General features: G+C 58.9%; 19 protein-coding genes and 1 tRNA gene. 18 read left to right on the top strand and 2 right to left on the bottom strand.

The window, feature by feature from the left end:
* Positions 1–24 precede the first annotated feature (24 nt).
* Both pstC and pstS read right to left on the bottom strand, forming a co-directional pair.
* Complete coding sequence (pstC, locus tag ABNW52_RS13025) at positions 25–987, bottom strand: phosphate ABC transporter permease subunit PstC (RefSeq protein WP_349588523.1); 963 nt, start codon at positions 985–987, stop codon at positions 25–27.
* 80 nt (positions 988–1067) lie between these two features.
* Positions 1068–2105 carry a phosphate ABC transporter substrate-binding protein PstS gene (pstS, locus tag ABNW52_RS13020; RefSeq protein WP_349588520.1) on the bottom strand — a complete coding sequence of 346 codons (1038 nt, stop codon included), beginning with the start codon at positions 2103–2105 and terminating at the stop codon, positions 1068–1070.
* A 150-nt stretch (positions 2106–2255) separates the two neighbouring features.
* Here pstS and tpiA point away from each other — a divergent pair, with 150 nt between their 5' ends.
* From tpiA to ABNW52_RS12930, 18 genes are all read left to right on the top strand, one after another.
* Positions 2256–3002 carry a triose-phosphate isomerase gene (gene tpiA, locus ABNW52_RS13015; protein WP_349588518.1) on the top strand — a complete coding sequence of 249 codons (747 nt, stop codon included), beginning with the start codon at positions 2256–2258 and terminating at the stop codon, positions 3000–3002.
* 1 nt (position 3003) lies between these two features.
* On the top strand, positions 3004–3348 hold the full coding sequence (secG, locus tag ABNW52_RS13010; protein ID WP_349588516.1) for a preprotein translocase subunit SecG: 345 nt from the start codon (positions 3004–3006) through the stop codon (positions 3346–3348).
* Between the two features lie 14 nt (positions 3349–3362).
* A tRNA-Leu gene (locus ABNW52_RS13005) sits at positions 3363–3448 on the top strand.
* Positions 3449–3542: 94 nt separating this feature from the next.
* Complete coding sequence (locus ABNW52_RS13000; protein ID WP_349588513.1) at positions 3543–3899, top strand: NADH-quinone oxidoreductase subunit A; 357 nt, start codon at positions 3543–3545, stop codon at positions 3897–3899.
* Entirely contained in the window at positions 3890–4366 is a 477-nt protein-coding gene (locus tag ABNW52_RS12995; protein ID WP_047966924.1) for a NuoB/complex I 20 kDa subunit family protein, read from the top strand. Before ABNW52_RS13000 ends, ABNW52_RS12995 begins: the two co-directional genes overlap by 10 nt.
* Before the next feature lie 21 nt (positions 4367–4387).
* A complete protein-coding gene (locus tag ABNW52_RS12990; protein WP_386107975.1) occupies positions 4388–4969 on the top strand; it encodes an NADH-quinone oxidoreductase subunit C in 582 nt (193 codons plus the stop codon).
* The gene (locus ABNW52_RS12985) at positions 4962–6215 is read left to right on the top strand and encodes an NADH-quinone oxidoreductase subunit D (protein ID WP_349588507.1); all 1254 of its coding nucleotides are present in this window, start codon (positions 4962–4964) and stop codon (positions 6213–6215) included. The genes ABNW52_RS12990 and ABNW52_RS12985 overlap by 8 nt, the downstream gene beginning before the upstream one ends.
* Positions 6215–6715 carry an NADH-quinone oxidoreductase subunit NuoE gene (gene nuoE / locus ABNW52_RS12980; protein WP_349588505.1) on the top strand — a complete coding sequence of 167 codons (501 nt, stop codon included), beginning with the start codon at positions 6215–6217 and terminating at the stop codon, positions 6713–6715. Before ABNW52_RS12985 ends, nuoE begins: the two co-directional genes overlap by 1 nt.
* A complete protein-coding gene (gene nuoF / locus ABNW52_RS12975; protein ID WP_349588503.1) occupies positions 6715–8010 on the top strand; it encodes an NADH-quinone oxidoreductase subunit NuoF in 1296 nt (431 codons plus the stop codon). The genes nuoE and nuoF overlap by 1 nt, the downstream gene beginning before the upstream one ends.
* Positions 8011–8013: 3 nt before the next feature.
* Positions 8014–10371, top strand: a complete 2358-nt coding sequence (gene nuoG / locus ABNW52_RS12970) for an NADH-quinone oxidoreductase subunit NuoG (protein WP_349588500.1) — start codon at positions 8014–8016, stop codon at positions 10369–10371.
* Between the two features lie 3 nt (positions 10372–10374).
* Positions 10375–11421 carry an NADH-quinone oxidoreductase subunit NuoH gene (gene nuoH / locus ABNW52_RS12965; protein ID WP_349588497.1) on the top strand — a complete coding sequence of 349 codons (1047 nt, stop codon included), beginning with the start codon at positions 10375–10377 and terminating at the stop codon, positions 11419–11421.
* A 29-nt stretch (positions 11422–11450) separates the two neighbouring features.
* On the top strand, positions 11451–11930 hold the full coding sequence (nuoI, locus tag ABNW52_RS12960; RefSeq protein ID WP_197693963.1) for an NADH-quinone oxidoreductase subunit NuoI: 480 nt from the start codon (positions 11451–11453) through the stop codon (positions 11928–11930).
* 9 nt (positions 11931–11939) lie between these two features.
* A complete protein-coding gene (locus ABNW52_RS12955; protein ID WP_349588494.1) occupies positions 11940–12584 on the top strand; it encodes an NADH-quinone oxidoreductase subunit J in 645 nt (214 codons plus the stop codon).
* Between the two features lie 23 nt (positions 12585–12607).
* On the top strand, positions 12608–12913 hold the full coding sequence (gene nuoK, locus ABNW52_RS12950; protein WP_174875937.1) for an NADH-quinone oxidoreductase subunit NuoK: 306 nt from the start codon (positions 12608–12610) through the stop codon (positions 12911–12913).
* Positions 12914–12949: 36 nt separating this feature from the next.
* On the top strand, positions 12950–15001 hold the full coding sequence (gene nuoL / locus ABNW52_RS12945; RefSeq protein WP_349588491.1) for an NADH-quinone oxidoreductase subunit L: 2052 nt from the start codon (positions 12950–12952) through the stop codon (positions 14999–15001).
* 40 nt (positions 15002–15041) lie between these two features.
* Positions 15042–16538, top strand: coding sequence for an NADH-quinone oxidoreductase subunit M (locus ABNW52_RS12940; RefSeq protein WP_349588488.1), 1497 nt, complete (start codon positions 15042–15044; stop codon positions 16536–16538).
* 18 nt (positions 16539–16556) lie between these two features.
* Entirely contained in the window at positions 16557–18011 is a 1455-nt protein-coding gene (nuoN, locus tag ABNW52_RS12935; RefSeq protein ID WP_349588485.1) for an NADH-quinone oxidoreductase subunit NuoN, read from the top strand.
* Positions 18012–18021: 10 nt separating this feature from the next.
* Positions 18022–18318: a DUF2818 family protein gene (locus ABNW52_RS12930; protein ID WP_349588483.1), complete on the top strand. Its 297-nt coding sequence runs from the start codon at positions 18022–18024 to the stop codon at positions 18316–18318.
* Positions 18319–18424 lie beyond the last annotated feature (106 nt).

The raw sequence follows: 18424 nt of genomic DNA, 5'->3' as shown, positions 1-18424 counted from the left end.
AACATTGGTCGTCATGTTGCGTCCTCAGGATGCGCGGCCTTCCTGCTTCTTCAAGCGCAGCAACAGCAGCTTGGAGCAGGCCAGCACGACAAAAGTAATAAAGAACAGAATCAGGCCGAGTTCAATCAGCGATCCCAGGTACAGCTCACCATTGGCTTCGGCAAATTCGTTGGCCAGGGTGGAGGCAATGGAGTTGCCGGCATCGAACAGGCCGGTGGAGAAGTTGGACGAGTTGCCGATCACGAAGGTGACCGCCATGGTTTCGCCCAGCGCGCGGCCAAGGCCGAGCATGATGCCGCCGACCACGCCGGTCTTGGTGTAGGGCAATACCACGTGGCGTACCACCTCCCAGGTGGTGCCGCCCAGGCCATAGGCCGATTCCTTCAGCATCGGCGGGACTACTTCGAACACGTCGCGCATTACCGAGGCGATGAAGGGGATCACCATGATGGCCAGGATCAGGCCGGCGGTGAACATGCCGATGCCCATCGGCGCACCCTGGAACAGGAAGCCGACCAGCGGCAGGTTGCCCATATTGTCCAGCACCCAGGGTTGTACGTATTCACCGAACAGCGGGGCAAACACAAACAGCCCCCACATGCCGTAAATAATGGAAGGAATACCGGCCAGCAGCTCCACCGCGATACCCAGCGGGCGTTTGAGGAACGGGGGGCACAGCTCGGTCAGGAACAGGGCGATACCAAAGCTGATCGGCACACCGATCAACAGTGCGATAACAGAGGTCACCAGCGTGCCGAAGATGGGCACTACGGCACCAAATTTTTCCGCGACTGGGTCCCAGTCGCTGCTGGTCAGGAAACCCCAGCCAAAGTGTTTGATGCTGGGCAGGGCGCCGATCAGCAGGGACAGCAGGATGCCGAGCAGCAGCGCCAGTACCAGAAAGGCGAAGCTTCGGGTCAGCAGGCGGAACAGGGCGTCAAGCAGCATCTGCCGTTTGAGATGCGCGGCGTTCTGGGTGTTTTCCATGTTGCTCACATTTGCGGTAATGCAGGTAAAAAGCCGGGAGGCTCGCGCCCCCGGCTTATCTGGCAGTCAGGCCTGCCGAATTACTTCCATACCTGGGCGCCGGCGGTGCTGGTGATCTGCTTCCAGCTGCCGCGAATCAGGGCTTTTACATTGTTCGGCATCGGCACGTAGTCCAGTTGGCTGGCGGTGGCGTCACCATTGCTGTAGGCCCAGTCGAAGAACTTCAGCGCTTCGGCGCCTTGTTCCGGCTTGTCCTGCTTCTTGTGCATCAGGATGAAGGTGGCGCTGGAGATCGGCCAGCTGTCCTTGCCCGGCTGGTTGGTCAGAATCAGGTAGAAGCCCGGGGTCTTGGCCCAGTCGGCACCGGCGGCTGCGGCCTTGAAGGTGCTGTCATCCGGCTGCACAAAAGTGCCGGCGGCGTTTTGCACCGCGGCGTGGGCAATCTTGTTCTGCTTGGCGTAGGCATATTCAACATAGCCGATGGAACCCTTGATGCGGGTTACATAGTTGGCCACCCCTTCGTTGCCCTTGCCGCCGACACCGGTCTTCCAGTTCACTGCGGTGTTGGAGCCAATGCTGCTGCTCCACTCCGGGGAAACCTTGGACAGGTAGTTGGTGAACACGAAAGTGGTGCCGGAGCCGTCGGAGCGACGCACTACGGTGATTTTCTGATCCGGCAGCTTCACGCCCGGGTTCAGCTTGGCGATGGCGGCATCGTTCCAGTTGCTGATCTTGCCCAGGTAGATATCGGCGATCAGCGGGCCGGTCAGTTTCAGCTGGCCAGCAGCGATGCCCGGCAGGTTAACGACGGGTACCACGCCGCCGATCACGGTCGGGAATTGGGTCAGGCCGGCTTTTTCCAGCTCTTCCGGTTTCAGCGGCATGTCGGATGCGCCGAAGTCCACGGTTTTGGACTGAATCTGCTTGATGCCACCGCCGGAACCGATCGACTGGTAGTTCATGTTGTTGTTGGTCTTGGCCTTGTAGGCTTCGGCCCATTTGGCGTACAGCGGGTACGGGAAGGTAGCGCCAGCGCCAGTGATATCAGCAGCCACCGCATTGCCAACAACAAAACCGGACATTGCCAGGGTAACGGCCCAACGAGTAGTGAAGTTCATGCTTGCTCCGAAAGTTGAAGTACGCGTTTCGACGGTTCGGATGCTAGAGGCTTGGCGTTTCAGAAATATTACAGTTCGTCACATGCGGCCCGAGTTATGGGCAACTGCTATAATCGGCGGCTGTAAAAAGAACAGACATGGAGATGGGCGATGCAAGGCAAGCTGGTGCTGGGCAATTGGAAAATGAATGGTCGTCTTGCGGCCAACCTTGCATTGCTGCAGGCAATGCTGGCGGATGCAGACATCAACCGCGCCGGCGTGGGCATTGCCGCGCCTTATCCTTATCTTGCCCAGTTGGGCGCGGCGTTTGCCGGCAGCCAGTTGGCAGTGGCGGCACAGGATGTCAGCCGCTATGCCGCCGATGGCGCCTTTACCGGTGAAGTTAGCGCCGACATGCTGGCGGACATGGGCTGCCGCTATGTGTTGATCGGCCATTCCGAGCGGCGGCAGTACTTTGCCGAAGATGACGCGTGCTTGCGTCAAAAACTGCAGGCCGCGGTGACGGCCGGCCTGGTGCCGGTGTACTGCGTGGGCGAAACGTTGCAAGAGCGCGAGTCGGGCCGTTTTGCCGAGGTGGTTGGCGAGCAGCTTCAGGCATTGGACGCCATCAGCGGCAAGGAGTACGTGGTGGCATACGAGCCTGTATGGGCCATCGGTACCGGTCGCGTCGCCAGCATCGAGCAGATCGACGAGGCGCACCGGCTGATTCTGGAGCGCGTGTTGCAATGCCATGGGGCGTCTGCTAGTATTCGCGTCCTCTATGGCGGAAGCGTCAAAGCCGATAACGCCGACGCAATCCTGTCGCTGGCAAGTGTAGGCGGAGCCTTAGTTGGCGGGGCCTCTCTTGAAGTTAAAGGGTTTGGCAAGATTTGTCAGTCGGCTAAAAAGACTTTATAATATGGAACTTCTGAATACTTTTGCACTCGTCGCGCTGATCGTTTCTGCGCTGGCAATTATCGTCCTTGTCCTGATGCAGCATGGCAAGGGGGCAGATATGGGCGCAGCCTTTGGTAGTGGTGCGTCTGGTAGTCTGTTTGGTGCAACTGGTTCCGCAAATTTCCTGAGTAGGGCTACCGCGTTGGCGGCAGTCGTATTCTTTTCGATGTTGATGCTGATCAGTTATTTGCATGTTGCTGCTACCAGCAAGCTTGGCGTGATGGATACGGCAGTCGAAAATGTTGCCCCGCAAATCCCGAGCGGTGCAGCAAAGGATAAAAACTCTGGCAAGGTAATTCCGGAGTAACAATCTAGAGTATTGCCGACATGGTGAAATTGGTAGACACGCTATCTTGAGGGGGTAGTGGCCGTAGGCTGTGTGAGTTCGAGTCTCACTGTCGGCACCACATTCAATAAACAGGCCGCCGGGATTCCGGTGGCCTGTTTTGTTTGGAGTCTAAGGAGGTCTTTGGCCTCCTTTCTTTTAGGGGTGTGCGGGAAATGCTGCAAAATTACTTTCCCATTCTGTTGTTTGTCATCGTCGGCCTGCTGGTCGGGGTAGGTCCGCTGGTTCTGGGGTGGCTGTTGGCACCCAATCGGCCTGATCCCGAAAAGCTGTCTCCCTACGAGTGCGGCTTCGAAGCTTTCGAAGACGCTCGGATGAAGTTTGACGTTCGCTACTATCTGATCGCCATTCTCTTCATCCTGTTCGATCTGGAGATCGCCTTTCTGTTCCCATGGGCCGTTGTGTTCAAGGAACTGGGTGTGTATGGCTTCGGCGTGATGCTGGAGTTTCTCACCGTCCTGACGCTTGGCTTCGTATACATGTGGAAAAAAGGAGCTCTGGAATGGGAGTAGAGGGCGTTCTCGAAAAGGGGTTTGTCACCACCACGGCGGACAAACTCATTAACTGGACTCGTACTGGTTCCCTGTGGCCGATGACCTTCGGCTTGGCCTGCTGTGCTGTCGAGATGATGCACGCCGGTGCTGCGCGTTATGACCTGGATCGTTTCGGTATCGTATTCCGTCCCAGTCCACGTCAGTCCGACCTGATGATCGTGGCCGGTACCCTGTGCAACAAGATGGCTCCGGCCCTGCGCAAGGTATATGACCAGATGGCGGAGCCCCGCTGGGTAATTTCCATGGGCTCCTGTGCCAACGGTGGTGGCTACTACCATTACTCCTATTCTGTCGTGCGCGGCTGCGACCGCATCGTGCCGGTGGATGTCTATGTTCCGGGCTGTCCTCCGACCGCCGAGGCGCTGCTGTACGGCATCATCCAGCTGCAGAACAAGATCAAGCGTACTAATACCATCGCCCGCTGAGGTATCACCATGTCTGTGAAAATGGAAAAGCTCAAGACGGCGGTTGAAGAGGTGCTGGGCGACAAGCTCGTCAGCGCCAAGATCGCACTGGATGAGCTGACCGTGGTGTGCAAGGCTGCCGATACACTGGCAGTAATGACCGCCCTGCGCGACCACGACACCCTGTCGTTCGAACAATGCATCGACGTCTGTGGCATGGACTACAGCGCATACAAGGACCAACCCTGGGATGGTCTGCGTTTTGCCGTGGTCTACCACCTGCTGTCGCTCAAGCACAATGCGCGCATTCGCGTGCGCATCTTTGCGGAAGATGACAGCTTCCCGGTGGTGCCGTCCGTGGTCGACATCTGGTCTGCGGCCAACTGGTTCGAGCGTGAAGCGTTCGACCTGTACGGTATCGTGTTTGACGGTCACCCCGACCTGCGCCGCCTGCTGACCGACTATGGCTTTGTCGGCCATCCGTTCCGCAAGGACTTCCCGCTGTCCGGTCATGTGGAAATGCGTTATGACGCCGCTCAACAGCGCGTTATCTACCAGCCGGTAACCATCGAGCCGCGCGAAATCACGCCGCGCATCATCCGCGAGGAGAACTACGGTGGCTGAAATCCGTAACTACACGCTGAACTTCGGTCCGCAACACCCGGCCGCGCACGGTGTGCTGCGTCTGGTGCTGGAACTGGACGGTGAAGTGGTGCAGCGTGCCGACCCGCACATTGGCCTGCTGCATCGCGGCACCGAGAAGCTGGCCGAAAGCAAGACCTTCATCCAGTCGCTGCCGTACATGGATCGTCTGGATTATGTGTCCATGATGTGCAACGAGCACGCCTACTGCCTGGCCATCGAAAAGCTGGCCGGCATCGAAGTGCCGCTGCGTGCGCAATACATCCGTGTGATGTTTGCCGAGGTCACCCGTATCCTCAACCACTTGCTGTGGATTGGCGCGCATGCGCTGGATATCGGGGCGATGACCATGTTCCTGTACGCCTTCCGCGAGCGTGAAGATTTGATGGACTGCTACGAGGCTGTTTCCGGTGCCCGTATGCATGCCGCCTACTTCCGTCCGGGCGGCGTGTATCGTGATCTGCCGGACTCCATGCCGCAGTACACCGTCTCCAAGATCAAGAATGCACGTGAACTGGCCAAGCTCAATGAAGGCCGCCAGGGCACCATGCTGGATTTCATTGAAGACTTCACCAAGCGCTTCCCGGAAAAGATCGACGAGTATGAGACCCTGCTCACCGACAACCGTATCTGGAAGCAGCGTACCGTTGGCATCGGCGTGGTATCGCCGGAGCGTGCCAAGAATCTGGGCCTGACCGGTGCCATGCTGCGTGGTTCGGGTATCGCCTGGGATCTGCGCAAGACCCAGCCGTATGACGTATACGACCGCGTCGACTTCGATGTGCCGGTGGGTGTGACCGGTGACTGCTACGACCGCTACTTGGTGCGCATGGAAGAAATGCGCCAATCCAACCGCATCGTCCAGCAGTGCGTGGCTTGGCTGAAGGCCAATCCGGGTCCGGTCATCACCGAGAACTACAAGTTTGCTCCGCCGAGCCGTGAAGGCATGAAGTCGAACATGGAAGAGCTGATCCACCACTTCAAGCTGTTTACCGAAGGCATGCATGTGCCGGAAGGCGAAGCCTACGCCGCGGTAGAACATCCGAAGGGTGAGTTCGGTATCTATCTGGTGTCCGATGGCGCCAACAAGCCGTACCGTCTGAAAATCCGCGCTCCTGGCTATGCCCACTTGGCAGCCCTGGATGAAATGTCGCGCGGCCACATGATTGCCGACGTGGTGGCAATCATCGGTACCCAGGATATCGTATTTGGGGAGATCGACCGCTGATGCTATCCGCTGAATCCCTGGCAAAAATTGATCGTGAACTGGCGAAATATCCGGCCGATCAAGCTCGCTCTGCCGTGATGGGCGCCCTGCGCATCGCACTGACCGAGCGCCGTGAACAAGGTGCAACGCCGGAAGAGCGTTGCCTGAATTCGGAAGTGATCGAATTCGTGGCCAACTATATCGGCATCGCGCCGGTGGCTGCGTACGAAGTCGCCACTTTCTACAACATGTACGACATGAAGCCGGTGGGTAAGTACAAGATCACCGTCTGCACCAACCTGCCCTGTGCGCTGCGTGGCGGCGTGAATGCGGCCGACTACATCGGCAAGAAGCTGGGCATCCACCTGGGCGAAACCTCTGCCGATGGCAAGTTCACCCTGCTGGAAGGGGAGTGCATGGGGGCCTGTGGTGATGCGCCGGTGCTGCTGGTGAACAACCACTCGATGTGCAGCTTCATGACCCCTGAAGCCATCGATAAGAAACTGGCGGAGTTGGAATAATGGCTATCTTCGTCAAAGGCGTGATTTTTGAAGGTGTGGACACCGCTGCACCGGACTGCTGGCACATCGATGCCTATATGGCGCGTGGTGGTTACCAGGCCCTGAAAAAGATCCTGGATAACAAGATCCCCCAGGAAGACGTGATTGCGGAAGTGAAGGGCTCCGGTCTGCGCGGCCGTGGTGGTGCTGGCTTCCCGACCGGCCTGAAGTGGAGCTTCATGCCGCGTTCCTTCCCGGGCGACAAATACGTGGTGTGCAACACCGACGAGGGCGAGCCGGGTACCTTCAAGGACCGCGACATCCTGCTGTATAACCCGCATGCGTTGATCGAAGGCATGATCATTGCGGGTTACGCCATGGGCTGTAAGGCTGGTTACAACTACATCCACGGCGAAATCTTCGAAGCCTACGAGCTGTTCGAAGCCGCACTGGAAGAAGCCCGCAAGGCGGGTTTCCTGGGACAGAACATCCTGGGTACCGACTTCAGTTTCGACCTGTTCGCCCATCATGGCTACGGTGCCTACATCTGTGGCGAGGAAACTGCGCTGCTGGAGTCGCTGGAAGGCAAAAAAGGCCAGCCGCGCTTCAAGCCGCCGTTCCCGGCCAGCTTTGGCCTGTACGGCAAGCCGACCACCATCAACAACACCGAATCGTTTGCCTCGGTACCGTTCATCATCCGTGATGGCGGCCAGAAATTCCTGGATGCCGGCAAGCCGAACAACGGTGGCACCAAGCTGTTCTCCATTTCCGGGCACGTGAATCGTCCGGGCAACTACGAGATTCCGCTGGGTACCCCGTTCAAGGATCTGCTGGAGATGGCCGGCGGCATGAAGGACGGCAAAAAGCTGAAGGCCGTGATTCCTGGTGGTTCCTCCGCGCCGGTACTGCCGGGTGACGTGATGATGGAACTGACCATGGATTACGACAGCATCGCCAAAGCCGGCTCCATGCTCGGCTCCGGCGCGGTGATCGTGATGAACGAAGACGTGTGCATGGTGACGGCGCTGGAGCGCCTAGCCTACTTCTATCACGAAGAATCCTGCGGTCAGTGCACCCCGTGCCGTGAAGGCACCGGCTGGCTGTATCGCGTGATTCACCGCATTGCCAACGGCGAAGGCCGCCAGGGCGATCTGGAATTGCTGGAATCCGTCGGCAACAACATGGCTGGCCGCACCATTTGTGCGCTGGCCGATGCTGCGGTATTCCCGGTTCGTAGCTTTACCAAACACTTCCGTCACGAGTTCGAGCATCTGATCGAGCACAAGAAGTCTTTGGTAGATCACAAATGGTGTTGAGCGATGCTTGAAATCGAAATCGACGGTAAAAAACTGACAGTCAACCAGGGTAGCACCGTAATGGATGCCGCCCATGCTGCCGGTACCTACATTCCGCACTTCTGCTACCACAAGAAACTGTCGATTGCGGCCAACTGCCGCATGTGTCTGGTGGAAGTCGAGAAGGCGCCGAAACCGCTGCCGGCGTGTGCCACGCCGGTGACTGACGGTATGAAAGTGCACACCGCTTCTCCGCTGGCCAAGAAAGCCCAGGCCGGCGTGATGGAGTTCCTGCTGATCAACCACCCGCTGGACTGCCCTATCTGCGATCAGGGCGGCGAATGCCAATTGCAGGATCTGGCGGTGGGTTACGGCAATTCCGCTTCGCGCTACCAGGAAGAAAAGCGTGTCGTGGTGGGCAAGGACATGGGGCCGCTGGTTTCCGCCGAGGAAATGAGCCGCTGCATCCATTGCACTCGCTGCGTACGTTTCACCGAGGAAATCGGTGGCTTCCAGGAAATCGGCATGGCGAACCGCAGTGAGTTCTCCGAGATCATGCCGTTCCTGGGCAAGACTGTTGATTCGGAAATCTCCGGCAACGTGATTGACCTGTGCCCGGTAGGTGCGCTGACTTCCAAGCCGTTCCGCTACAGCACCCGAGCCTGGGAACTGTCGCGTCGCAAGTCGGTAAGCCCGCATGATGGTCTGGGTGCCAACCTGATCGTACAGGTGAAGCACAACGAAGTGATGCGTGTACTGCCGCTGGAAAACGAAGCCATCAACGAATGCTGGCTGTCTGACCGTGACCGCTTCTCCTACGAAGGCCTGAACTCGACCGAGCGTCTGCAGAAGCCGATGATCAAGTTCGACGGCAAGTGGCACGAGACCGATTGGCAGACCGCGCTGGAATATGTGGTGAAAGGCCTGAACGGCGTGTCCGCCGATCATGGCAAGGACGCCATCGGCTTCCTGCTGTCGCCGCACAGCACTACCGAAGAACTGTACCTGGCGCAGAAACTGGCGCGTGCCTTCGGCGTGAACAACGTCGATGCCGCGCTGCGTCGCAGCGATGCCCGCGTCGCCAAGCAGCAGCAGGGCGCGCTGTGGCTGGGTTCTTCCATCGTGGAACTGGCGGCCAGCAAGTCCATTCTGGTGGTCGGCTCCACCCAGCGTAGCGAGCAGCCACTGTTGGCCGCACGCCTGCGTCAGGCGGTGAAGAAAGGCAGCCAGCTGAACGTGATCCACGTTGCCGACGACGAACTGTTCAGCAGCCTGAACGCCAAGCTGATCGTCGCGCCGCAACAGCTGGTGAACGGCCTGGCCCAGGTGCTGAAAGCGGTGGTTGCTGCCAAGGGTGGTGAAACTGCTATCGATCTGGCTGCGGCCAACGTGTCCGCTGAGGCGCAAGCCATTGCCGACAGCCTGTGCGCAGCCGAAAGCGCTGCCGTGCTGCTGGGCAACGTGGCGCAGAACCACCCGGCGTTCTCCGAACTGTTGGCACTGGCGCAGGAGATCGCGCGTCTGACTGGCGCGCGCTTCGGTATCGCCGCCGCTGCGGCCAACACCGTGGGTGCCGATGTGGTGGGTGCCAACCCGTCGCGTGGCGCTTTCGGCCAGAGCGTGACCGCCGGCCTGACCGCTGCGGAAATGCTGGCTGCACCGCGCAAGGCCTACGTGCTGCTGAACAACGAAGTGGAAGCCGACAGCTACAACGGCCAGCAAGCCGTTGCGGCCATGAAGCAGGCCGCTACCGTGATCGCGCTGACCGCGTACAAGGGCGCTGGCCTGCTGGACTACGCCGATGTGCTGCTGCCGATCGCGCCGTTCTCCGAAACCGCCGGCTCCTTCATCAACATGGAAGGTACGCTGCAGTCCTTCAACGGCGTGGTGCGTCCGCTGGGCGACACCCGTCCGGCCTGGAAGGTGCTGCGCGTGCTGGGCAATATGCTGAACCTGAACGGCTTCGAGCAGAATTCCTGCGAAGAAGTGCGCGCTGAACTGCTGGCACTGGGCGAGCTGTCTGCCCAGCTGGACAACGGCCAATCGCTGCTTGCGGCCAACGTTGCTGCTGGCAACGGCGAGCTGGTACGTGTCGGCGATGTGCCGCTGTACCACGCCGACCCGATCTGCCGTCGTGCCGACTCGCTGCAACAGACCGCCGCTGCTGCCGTACCGCAGCTGCAGCTGCACCCGGCCGATGCCGAGCGTCTGGGTCTGCAGGATGGCCAGCCGGTTGTCGTGGCACAGGGTGCCGCCGAGGTCAGCCTGACACTGCGTGCCGACAAGGCCCTGGCGCAGGGTGCCGCCCGTGTGGCAGCTGCGCATCCGGCGACGCTGTCGCTGGGTGGCCTGTTCGAACCGATTCAGATCAAGCGAGGTTAATCCATGGAACTGCTGCAAAGCTTGTTGGGTACCGATGCCGGTCTGGCAGTGTGGACACTGCTCAAGATCCTGGTCATCGTCGGCCCGATGATGGGGGCTGTAGCCTACCTGACGCTCGCCGAGCGCAAGGTGATCGGCTACATGCAGATCCGTATCGGCCCGAACCGTGTGGGGCCGAAAGGCCTGCTGCAGCCACTGGCCGACGGCGTCAAGCTGCTGATGAAGGAAATCATCCTGCCGACCAAGTCGAGCAAGGGGTTGTTCCTGTTGGCGCCGGTGCTGTCGATCATGCCGGCGCTGGCGGCCTGGGCGGTGATTCCGTTCGATGAAGGCCTGCAGGTCACCAATATCGATGCCTCGCTGCTGTACATCATGGCCATCACCTCGATGGGCGTGTACGGCGTGATCGTGGCCGGTTGGGCCGGTAACTCCAAGTACTCGTTCCTGGGCGCGCTGCGTTCCTCCGCCCAGATCGTGTCCTACGAGATCGCCATGGGTTTCGCGCTGGTGGGGGTACTGATGGTATCCAGCAGCCTGAATCTGGTGGACATCGTGAGACAGCAGGGTGTCGGTATTGCCGGCGGTTCCATCCTGTCGTGGAACTGGCTGCCGCTGTTCCCGCTGTTCATGGTGTATCTGATCTCCGGTGTTGCCGAGACCAACCGTGCGCCGTTCGACGTGGCGGAAGGTGAGTCCGAAATCGTGGCGGGTTTCCACGTGGAATACTCCGGCATGGCTTTCGCCATCTTCTTCCTGGCCGAATACGCCAACATGATCCTGATCGCGGCGCTGACCTCCATCATGTTCCTGGGGGGCTGGCTGTCGCCGTTCCCGGCATCGTGGGGCATTCTGGGCGCCGGCAGCATCCTGTGGCTGTTTGCCAAGATGTCCGTGGTGCTGTTCATGTTCCTGTGGTTCCGCGCCACCTTCCCGCGTTACCGCTACGACCAGATCATGCGTCTGGGTTGGAAAGTGTTCATTCCGGTAACACTGGTATGGGTGCTGGTACTCGGCGTGTGGATGTTGTCTCCGCTGTCGCTGTGGAAGTGATGGAGCTTGGGTGAAATAGCATGGAAATGATCCGCAACTTTTTCAAAACCTTCCTGCTGGTAGAACTGGTGCAGGGCCTGATGGTGACTGGTCGTCACTTCTTCGCCCGCAAGATCACCGTTCAGTTCCCGGAAGAGAAGACCCCGATCTCGCCGCGCTTCCGTGGCCTGCACGCCCAACGCCGTTATGCCAACGGTGAAGAGCGCTGCATCGCCTGTAAGCTGTGCGAGGCCGTGTGTCCGGCAATGGCCATCACCATCGAGTCGGAGCAGCGTGACGACGGTACCCGTCGTACCAGCCGCTACGACATCGATCTGACCAAGTGTATTTTCTGCGGTTTCTGTGAAGAAGCCTGCCCGGTCGACGCCATTGTGGAAACGCACATTTTTGAATACCACGGCGAAAAACGTGGCGACCTCTACTACACCAAGCCGATGCTGCTGGCGGTGGGTGACAAGTACGAGGCTGAAATTGCGGCCAACAAGGCTGCTGATGCCAAGTATCGCTAAGGGGGACCCATGAACTTTCAGGCTGTCGTTTTCTATATCCTGTCGGCGATCCTGATTTTCGCGGGTTTCCGCGTGGTCACGGCGAAGAACCCGGTACATGCTGCACTGTACCTGGTGCTGGCTTTCTTTACGGCCTCCGGCCACTGGCTGCTGCTGCAGGCCGAGTTTTTGGCCATTGCACTGGTACTGGTGTACGTGGGGGCGGTAACCGTTCTGTTCCTGTTTGTGGTGATGATGCTGGACATCAATGTGGAGAAGCTGCGCGCCGGTTTCTGGAGTCACTTTCCACAAGCCGCCATCGTGGCGCTGATCATGATGGCCGAGATCATCCTGGTGCTGTCCAGCCCCGAGGCTGGCCTGTCCAAGTTGCAGCCTGCGGCGGATGCCATGGCCAAGATCAGCAACGTGAAGGTACTGGGCGGTCAGCTTTACACCACCTACCTGCTGCCGTTTGAAGCGGCTGCGGTGATCCTGCTGGTGGCCATGGTGGCTGCTATCGGTATTACCCAGCGTCAGCGCAAAGATAGCAAGGCAGTTGATCCGGGGGTGCAGGTACGTGTCCGTCGCGACGATCGCGTGCGCATCGTCAAGATGGATGTGGTGAAGCCGGAAGTGGCTACTGCATCCGAGTCCAATACCGAGCAACAGGCCTGACGGCCGTAACGACGGGAGTAAACGTGCTTACACTGACTCACTTCCTGGTGCTGGCCGGCATCCTGTTCGCCATCAGCGTCCTGGGCATTTTCCTTAACCGGAAAAACCTGATTGTGCTGTTGATGGCCATCGAATTGATGCTGCTTGCGGTGAACTACAACTTCATCGCGTTCTCGCACTACCTGTCGGATTCGGCAGGGCAGATTTTCGTCTTCTTCATCCTGACCGTGGCGGCTGCCGAATCGGCAATCGGCCTCGCGATCCTGGTGGTGCTGTTCCGTAATCTGAACAGTATCAACGTGGAAGACTTGGGCAGCCTCAAAGGCTAACAAAACCGGATTTCAATTCTAAAAAGCACGACAAACATGGATATGAAGAGCTTATACCTGCTGATTGCGCTCTCACCTTTGGTGGGGTCGATCATTGCAGGCCTGTTTGGCTGGGCGATTGGTCGCCGTGCTGCCCACGTTGTGACGATTCTCGGCGTGGCAGTATCGGCGGTACTGTCGATCGGAGTACTGAAGGGCTTCCTTGATGGCAGCGCCCACGTATTCAACGGCCCTGTCTACACCTGGCTGACGGTTGGCGGCTACGAATTCTCCGTCGGTTTCCTGGTGGATTCGCTGACTGCGATGATGCTGGTGGTGGTAACCAGCGTGTCGCTGATGGTGCACATCTATACCATCGGCTACATGCAGGAGGACCCGGGTTACCAGCGCTTCTTCAGCTACATCTCGCTGTTTACCTTCTCCATGCTGATGCTGGTGATGTCCAACAACTTCATCCAGCTGTTCTTCGGCTGGGAAGCGGTTGGCCTGGTGTCCTACCTGCTGATCGGCTTCTGGTTCAAGCGTCCGACCGCGATCTTCGCCAACCTGAAGGCGTTCCTGGTGAACCGCGTGGGTGACTTCGGCTTCCTGCTGGGCATCGGTCTGGTACTGGCGTACTTCGGCGGTTCGCTGAACTATGCCGACGTGTTTGCTGCCGCGCCTGCGCTGGCGAACAAGACCATCAGCCTGATCCCGGGTACCGAATGGTCGTTGCTGACCGTGACCTGCATTCTGCTGTTCATCGGCGCGATGGGTAAATCGGCACAGTTCCCGCTGCACGTGTGGCTGCCTGACTCCATGGAAGGCCCGACCCCGATCTCGGCACTGATTCACGCCGCGACCATGGTGACCGCCGGTATCTTCATGGTGTCGCGCATGAGCCCGCTGTACGAGATGTCCGACGTGGCGTTGAACGTGGTGATGACCGCCGGTGCGATCACTGCCTTGTTCATGGGCTTCCTCGGCATCGTGCAGAACGACATCAAGCGCGTGGTGGCTTACTCCACGCTGTCGCAGCTGGGTTACATGACCGTGGCGCTGGGAGCTTCCGCCTACTCGGTGGCCATGTTCCATGTGATGACGCACGCGTTCTTCAAGGCCCTGCTGTTCTTGGGTGCCGGTTCCGTGATCATGGGCATGCACCATGACCAGGACATGCGCAACATGGGCGGTCTGCGCAAGTACATGCCGATTACCTGGATTACTTCGCTGCTGGGTTCGCTGGCGCTGATCGGTACCCCGTTCTTCTCCGGCTTCTACTCGAAGGATTCCATCATCGAGGCGGTACATGCATCGCATCTGCCGGCAGCCGGTTTTGCCTACTTTGCCGTCATCGCCGGTGTGTTCGTTACTGCTTTCTACTCCTTCCGCATGTACTTCCTGGTGTTCCATGGCAAGGAACGCTGGATGGAGAACCATGGCAGTGAACACGCGCACCATGGCGACCACGACGACGAAGAGCCGTCTGAAGATCATCATCACGGTCTGGGTCCGCATGACAAACCACATGAGTCGCCGTGGGTAGTGACCCTGCCGCTGGTGCTGCTGGCCATTCCGTCGGTAATCGTGGGTTTCTTTGCGATCGAACCGTTGCTGTATGGCGAGTTCTTCAAGGGTGTTATCCACATCAACCATGAACTGCACCCGGCGCTGGAAGAAATGGGTCACGAGTTCCATGGCCCGGTAGCGATGGCAATCCACGCGCTGTCCACGGCACCGTTCTGGTTGGCCGCAGCCGGTGTGGCGGTAGCCTGGTTCTTCTACATGAAGGCGCCGCATATCCCGGCCGCCATCAAGCAGAAGTTCTCTGCCGTGAATACCCTGCTGGAGAACAAGTACTACCTGGATGAAATCTACTTCGCCGTATTCGCCAAGGGCTCGCGCCTGTTGGGGACTTTCTTCTGGAAAGTGGGCGACATGCTGCTGATCGACGGCCTGCTGGTAAACGGCAGTGCTCGACTGGTGGGTTACTTCTCTGGCGTAGTGCGCAAGCTGCAGACCGGTTTTATCTACAGCTACGCTGCCATCATGATCGTTGGCGTGCTGGTGCTGATGACCTACTGGTTGAAGCCGCTGATCCTGCGTTGAGGGTCGGTTACCGGAATCGCAAAAAGAATAGGTTATCGATATGTTTGCTAATACCTTGAGTCTGGTGATCTGGACTCCGATCGTGGCCGGCCTGCTGGTGCTGGCCACCGGCGGCGACCAGCGGGCGACGCTGGCCCGCTGGCTGGCTGTCGCCGGTGCTCTGGCGGGGTTTGTGGTATCACTGCCGCTGTTTACCCAGTTCAACAACCTGCATGGCGGCATGCAGTTTGTTGAAAAAATGCCGTGGATCGAATCGCTGGGCATCAACTACCACCTGGGGGTGGATGGCATCTCCATGCTGTTCATTGTGCTCAACAGCTTTACCACCTTGCTGGTAGTGCTGGCGGGCTGGGAAGTGATCCAGAAGCGCACTGGTCAGTACATGGCGGCGTTCCTGATCATGTCCGGCCTGATCAACGGCGCGTTTGCCGCGCTGGATGCCATCCTGTTCTACGTGTTCTTCGAGGGCATGCTGATCCCGATGTATCTGATCATCGGTGTCTGGGGTGGCCCGCGTCGTGTATACGCTTCGGTAAAGTTCTTCCTGTACACCCTGCTGGGTTCCCTGTTGATGCTGGTAGCGTTCATCTACCTGTATTTCCAGGCCGGCAAGAGCTTTGAAATCGAAGCCTTCCAGGCGCTGGCGAAAATCCCGCGTGACGTGCAGATCCTGCTGTTTGTTGCCTTCTTCCTGTCGTTCGCCGTGAAGGTGCCGATGTGGCCGGTGCATACCTGGCTGCCGGACGCTCACGTGGAAGCGCCGACCGGTGGTTCCATGGTGCTGGCCGCCATCACGCTGAAGATCGGTGCTTACGGTTTTCTGCGTTTTGCGCTGCCGATCGTGCCGGATGCCGCATTGCAGCTGTCCCCGGTAATCGTGGTGCTGTCGCTGGTGGCCGTGGTGTATATCGGCCTGGTGGCGCTGGTGCAGACCGACATGAAGAAGCTGGTGGCATACTCCTCCATTTCGCACATGGGTTTCGTTACCCTGGGCATGTTCCTGTTCTCCGGCAGCAACCTGAATGCCTGGGCCGTGGAAGGTGCGCTGGTGCAGATGGTGTCGCACGGTTTCGTGTCCGCCGCCATGTTCTTCTGTATCGGTGTGATGTATGACCGCGTACACAGCCGCAACATCGCCGACTACGGTGGTGTGGCCAACAAGATGCCGATTTTTGCCGCTTTCATGATGCTGTTTGCCATGGCCAACTCCGGCCTGCCGGCGACTTCCGGCTTCGTCGGTGAGTTCATGGTGATCATGGGCGCCGTACAGGTGAATTTCTGGGTTGCCGCTCTGGCTGCCACCACGCTGATCTTCGGCGCCGCCTACACCCTGTGGATGTACAAGCGCGTGATTTTCGGTGATGTCGGCAACCACCATGTGGCTGAGCTTTCCGACGTGAACAAGCGCGAGTTCCTGGTGCTGGTAATCCTGGCGGTTGCCGTGCTGGGCATGGGTCTGTACCCGCAAGCCTTTGTCGAGAAGATGCACCTCTCCGTTAATGACCTGATTGCGCACGTAGCGATCAGCAAGCTCTAAGCCAACAAGGACCAAGCGATGAATTGGGCTGATCTCAACCTGATGCCGGCATTGCCCGAGATGTTTCTGCTCGGAGCATTGCTGGTCATCCTGATGCTGGATCTGTTTATCTCGGATGCCAAACGCGTTATCACCTACGGCTTGTCGCTGGTGACGCTGGCGGTGTGCGCGTACCTGCAGATCAACACGTTTGAACCGTTTGCCAGCTACACCTTCAGCGGCATGTTTATTGACGATCCGCTGTCCGACATCGTCAAGGTGGCCATGTACGGCGTGACAGCCACGGTACTGGTGTACACCCGTCAGTACGCCACCGACCGCGGTCTGTTCAAGGGCGAATACTTCACCCTGTCGCTGTTTGCACTGCTGGGCATGAACTTCATGGTGTCGGCCAGCAACTTCGTCAGCCTGTATCTGGGCCTGGAGCTGCTGTCGCTGTCGCTGTACTCGCTGATTGCGCTGCAGCGTGATTCTGCGCGTGCTACCGAATCGGCGATGAAGTACTTCGTGCTGGGCGCGCTGGCTTCCGGCCTGCTGCTGTACGGCATGTCCATGCTGTACGGTGCTACCGGTTCGCTGGATCTGGCGCTGATTGCCAAGTCGATTGCTTCCGGTTCTGCCAACCAGACCCTGCTGGTATTCGGCCTGGTGTTCATTGTTGCCGGCCTGGCATTCAAGCTGGGTGCCGTTCCGTTCCACATGTGGGTGCCGGACGTGTATCACGGTGCACCGACTGCGCTGACGCTGATGATCGGTGCCGCCCCCAAGTTGGCTGCATTCGTGTTCGTGCTGCGCATTCTGGTGCAGGGCCTGGGTGCCATGGTGGCCGACTGGCAGGGCATGCTGGTGATCATCGCCGTGCTGTCGATGGCCATCGGTAACATCACTGCCATCGCCCAGACCAACCTCAAGCGCATGCTGGCGTATTCCACCATCTCGCACATGGGCTTCCTGCTGCTGGGGCTGATTGCCGGCACTCCTGAAGGCTATTCCGCGGCGATGTTCTACGCCATCGTCTACGTGCTGACCACCTTGGTGGGCTTCGGCATCCTGCTGGGCCTGTCCCGTGCCGGTTTCGAGTGCGAAACCCTGGACGACCTGAAGGGCCTGAACAGCCGCAACAGCTGGTATGCACTGCTGATGCTGCTGGCACTGTTCTCCATGGCCGGCATTCCGCCGCTGGCTGGCTTCTATGCCAAGTTTGCGGTGATCCAGGCAATCGTGAACGTGAACCTGGTATGGCTGGCGGTGGTGGCGGTAATGATGTCGCTGATCGGTGCCTTCTACTACCTGCGCGCAGTGAAGGCGATGTACTTCGATGATGTACAGGACAACAGCCCGATCAGCATGGCCGGCGACATGAAGCTGGTTCTGTCGGTCAATGCGGTGGCGTTGCTAGTGCTGGGGATGATGCCGGAACGTCTGGTCGCCATGTGCGTCCAAGCGATGAAACTGTCGCTCACTACCCTGTAAGGACTTGATTGTGGAAACCAGCGTTATCGTGCTGTTGCTTGTCGCCTTCGTTGCGGCCAACCTGCCGTTTGTCAGCAACCGTGTTGCCGGCATCAAGCAGGTCGCCAAGAAGCACTTCGGCTGGCATCTGGCAGAACTGGTAACGCTGTTCCTGCTGCTGGGCCTGCTGGCACGGCTGCTGGAAGGTCGCCTGGCGCCGGTGCATGCGCAAAACTGGCAGTTCTACGTGACCACCATGGCCTTGTTTTTGGTGTTTGCGTTTCCCGGTTTTGTGGCGCGCTACTTCTGGAAGCGTCGCAGCAACTGAGCCAGTCTCGGTCCAACAAAACAGCCCGCATCTGCGGGCTGTTTTGTTTTGGCTGGCCGAAACACGATGGTTCTGTGTGTGGCTGGCACGGTTGCGCGGCTGGCGG

It is taken from the genome of Vogesella oryzagri (genome assembly GCF_040148885.1).
GTDB lineage: Bacteria > Pseudomonadota > Gammaproteobacteria > Burkholderiales > Chromobacteriaceae > Vogesella > Vogesella oryzagri.
Note: the sequence above shows the minus strand (reverse complement) of the source record. Positions and strands in the feature narration are given on the sequence as shown.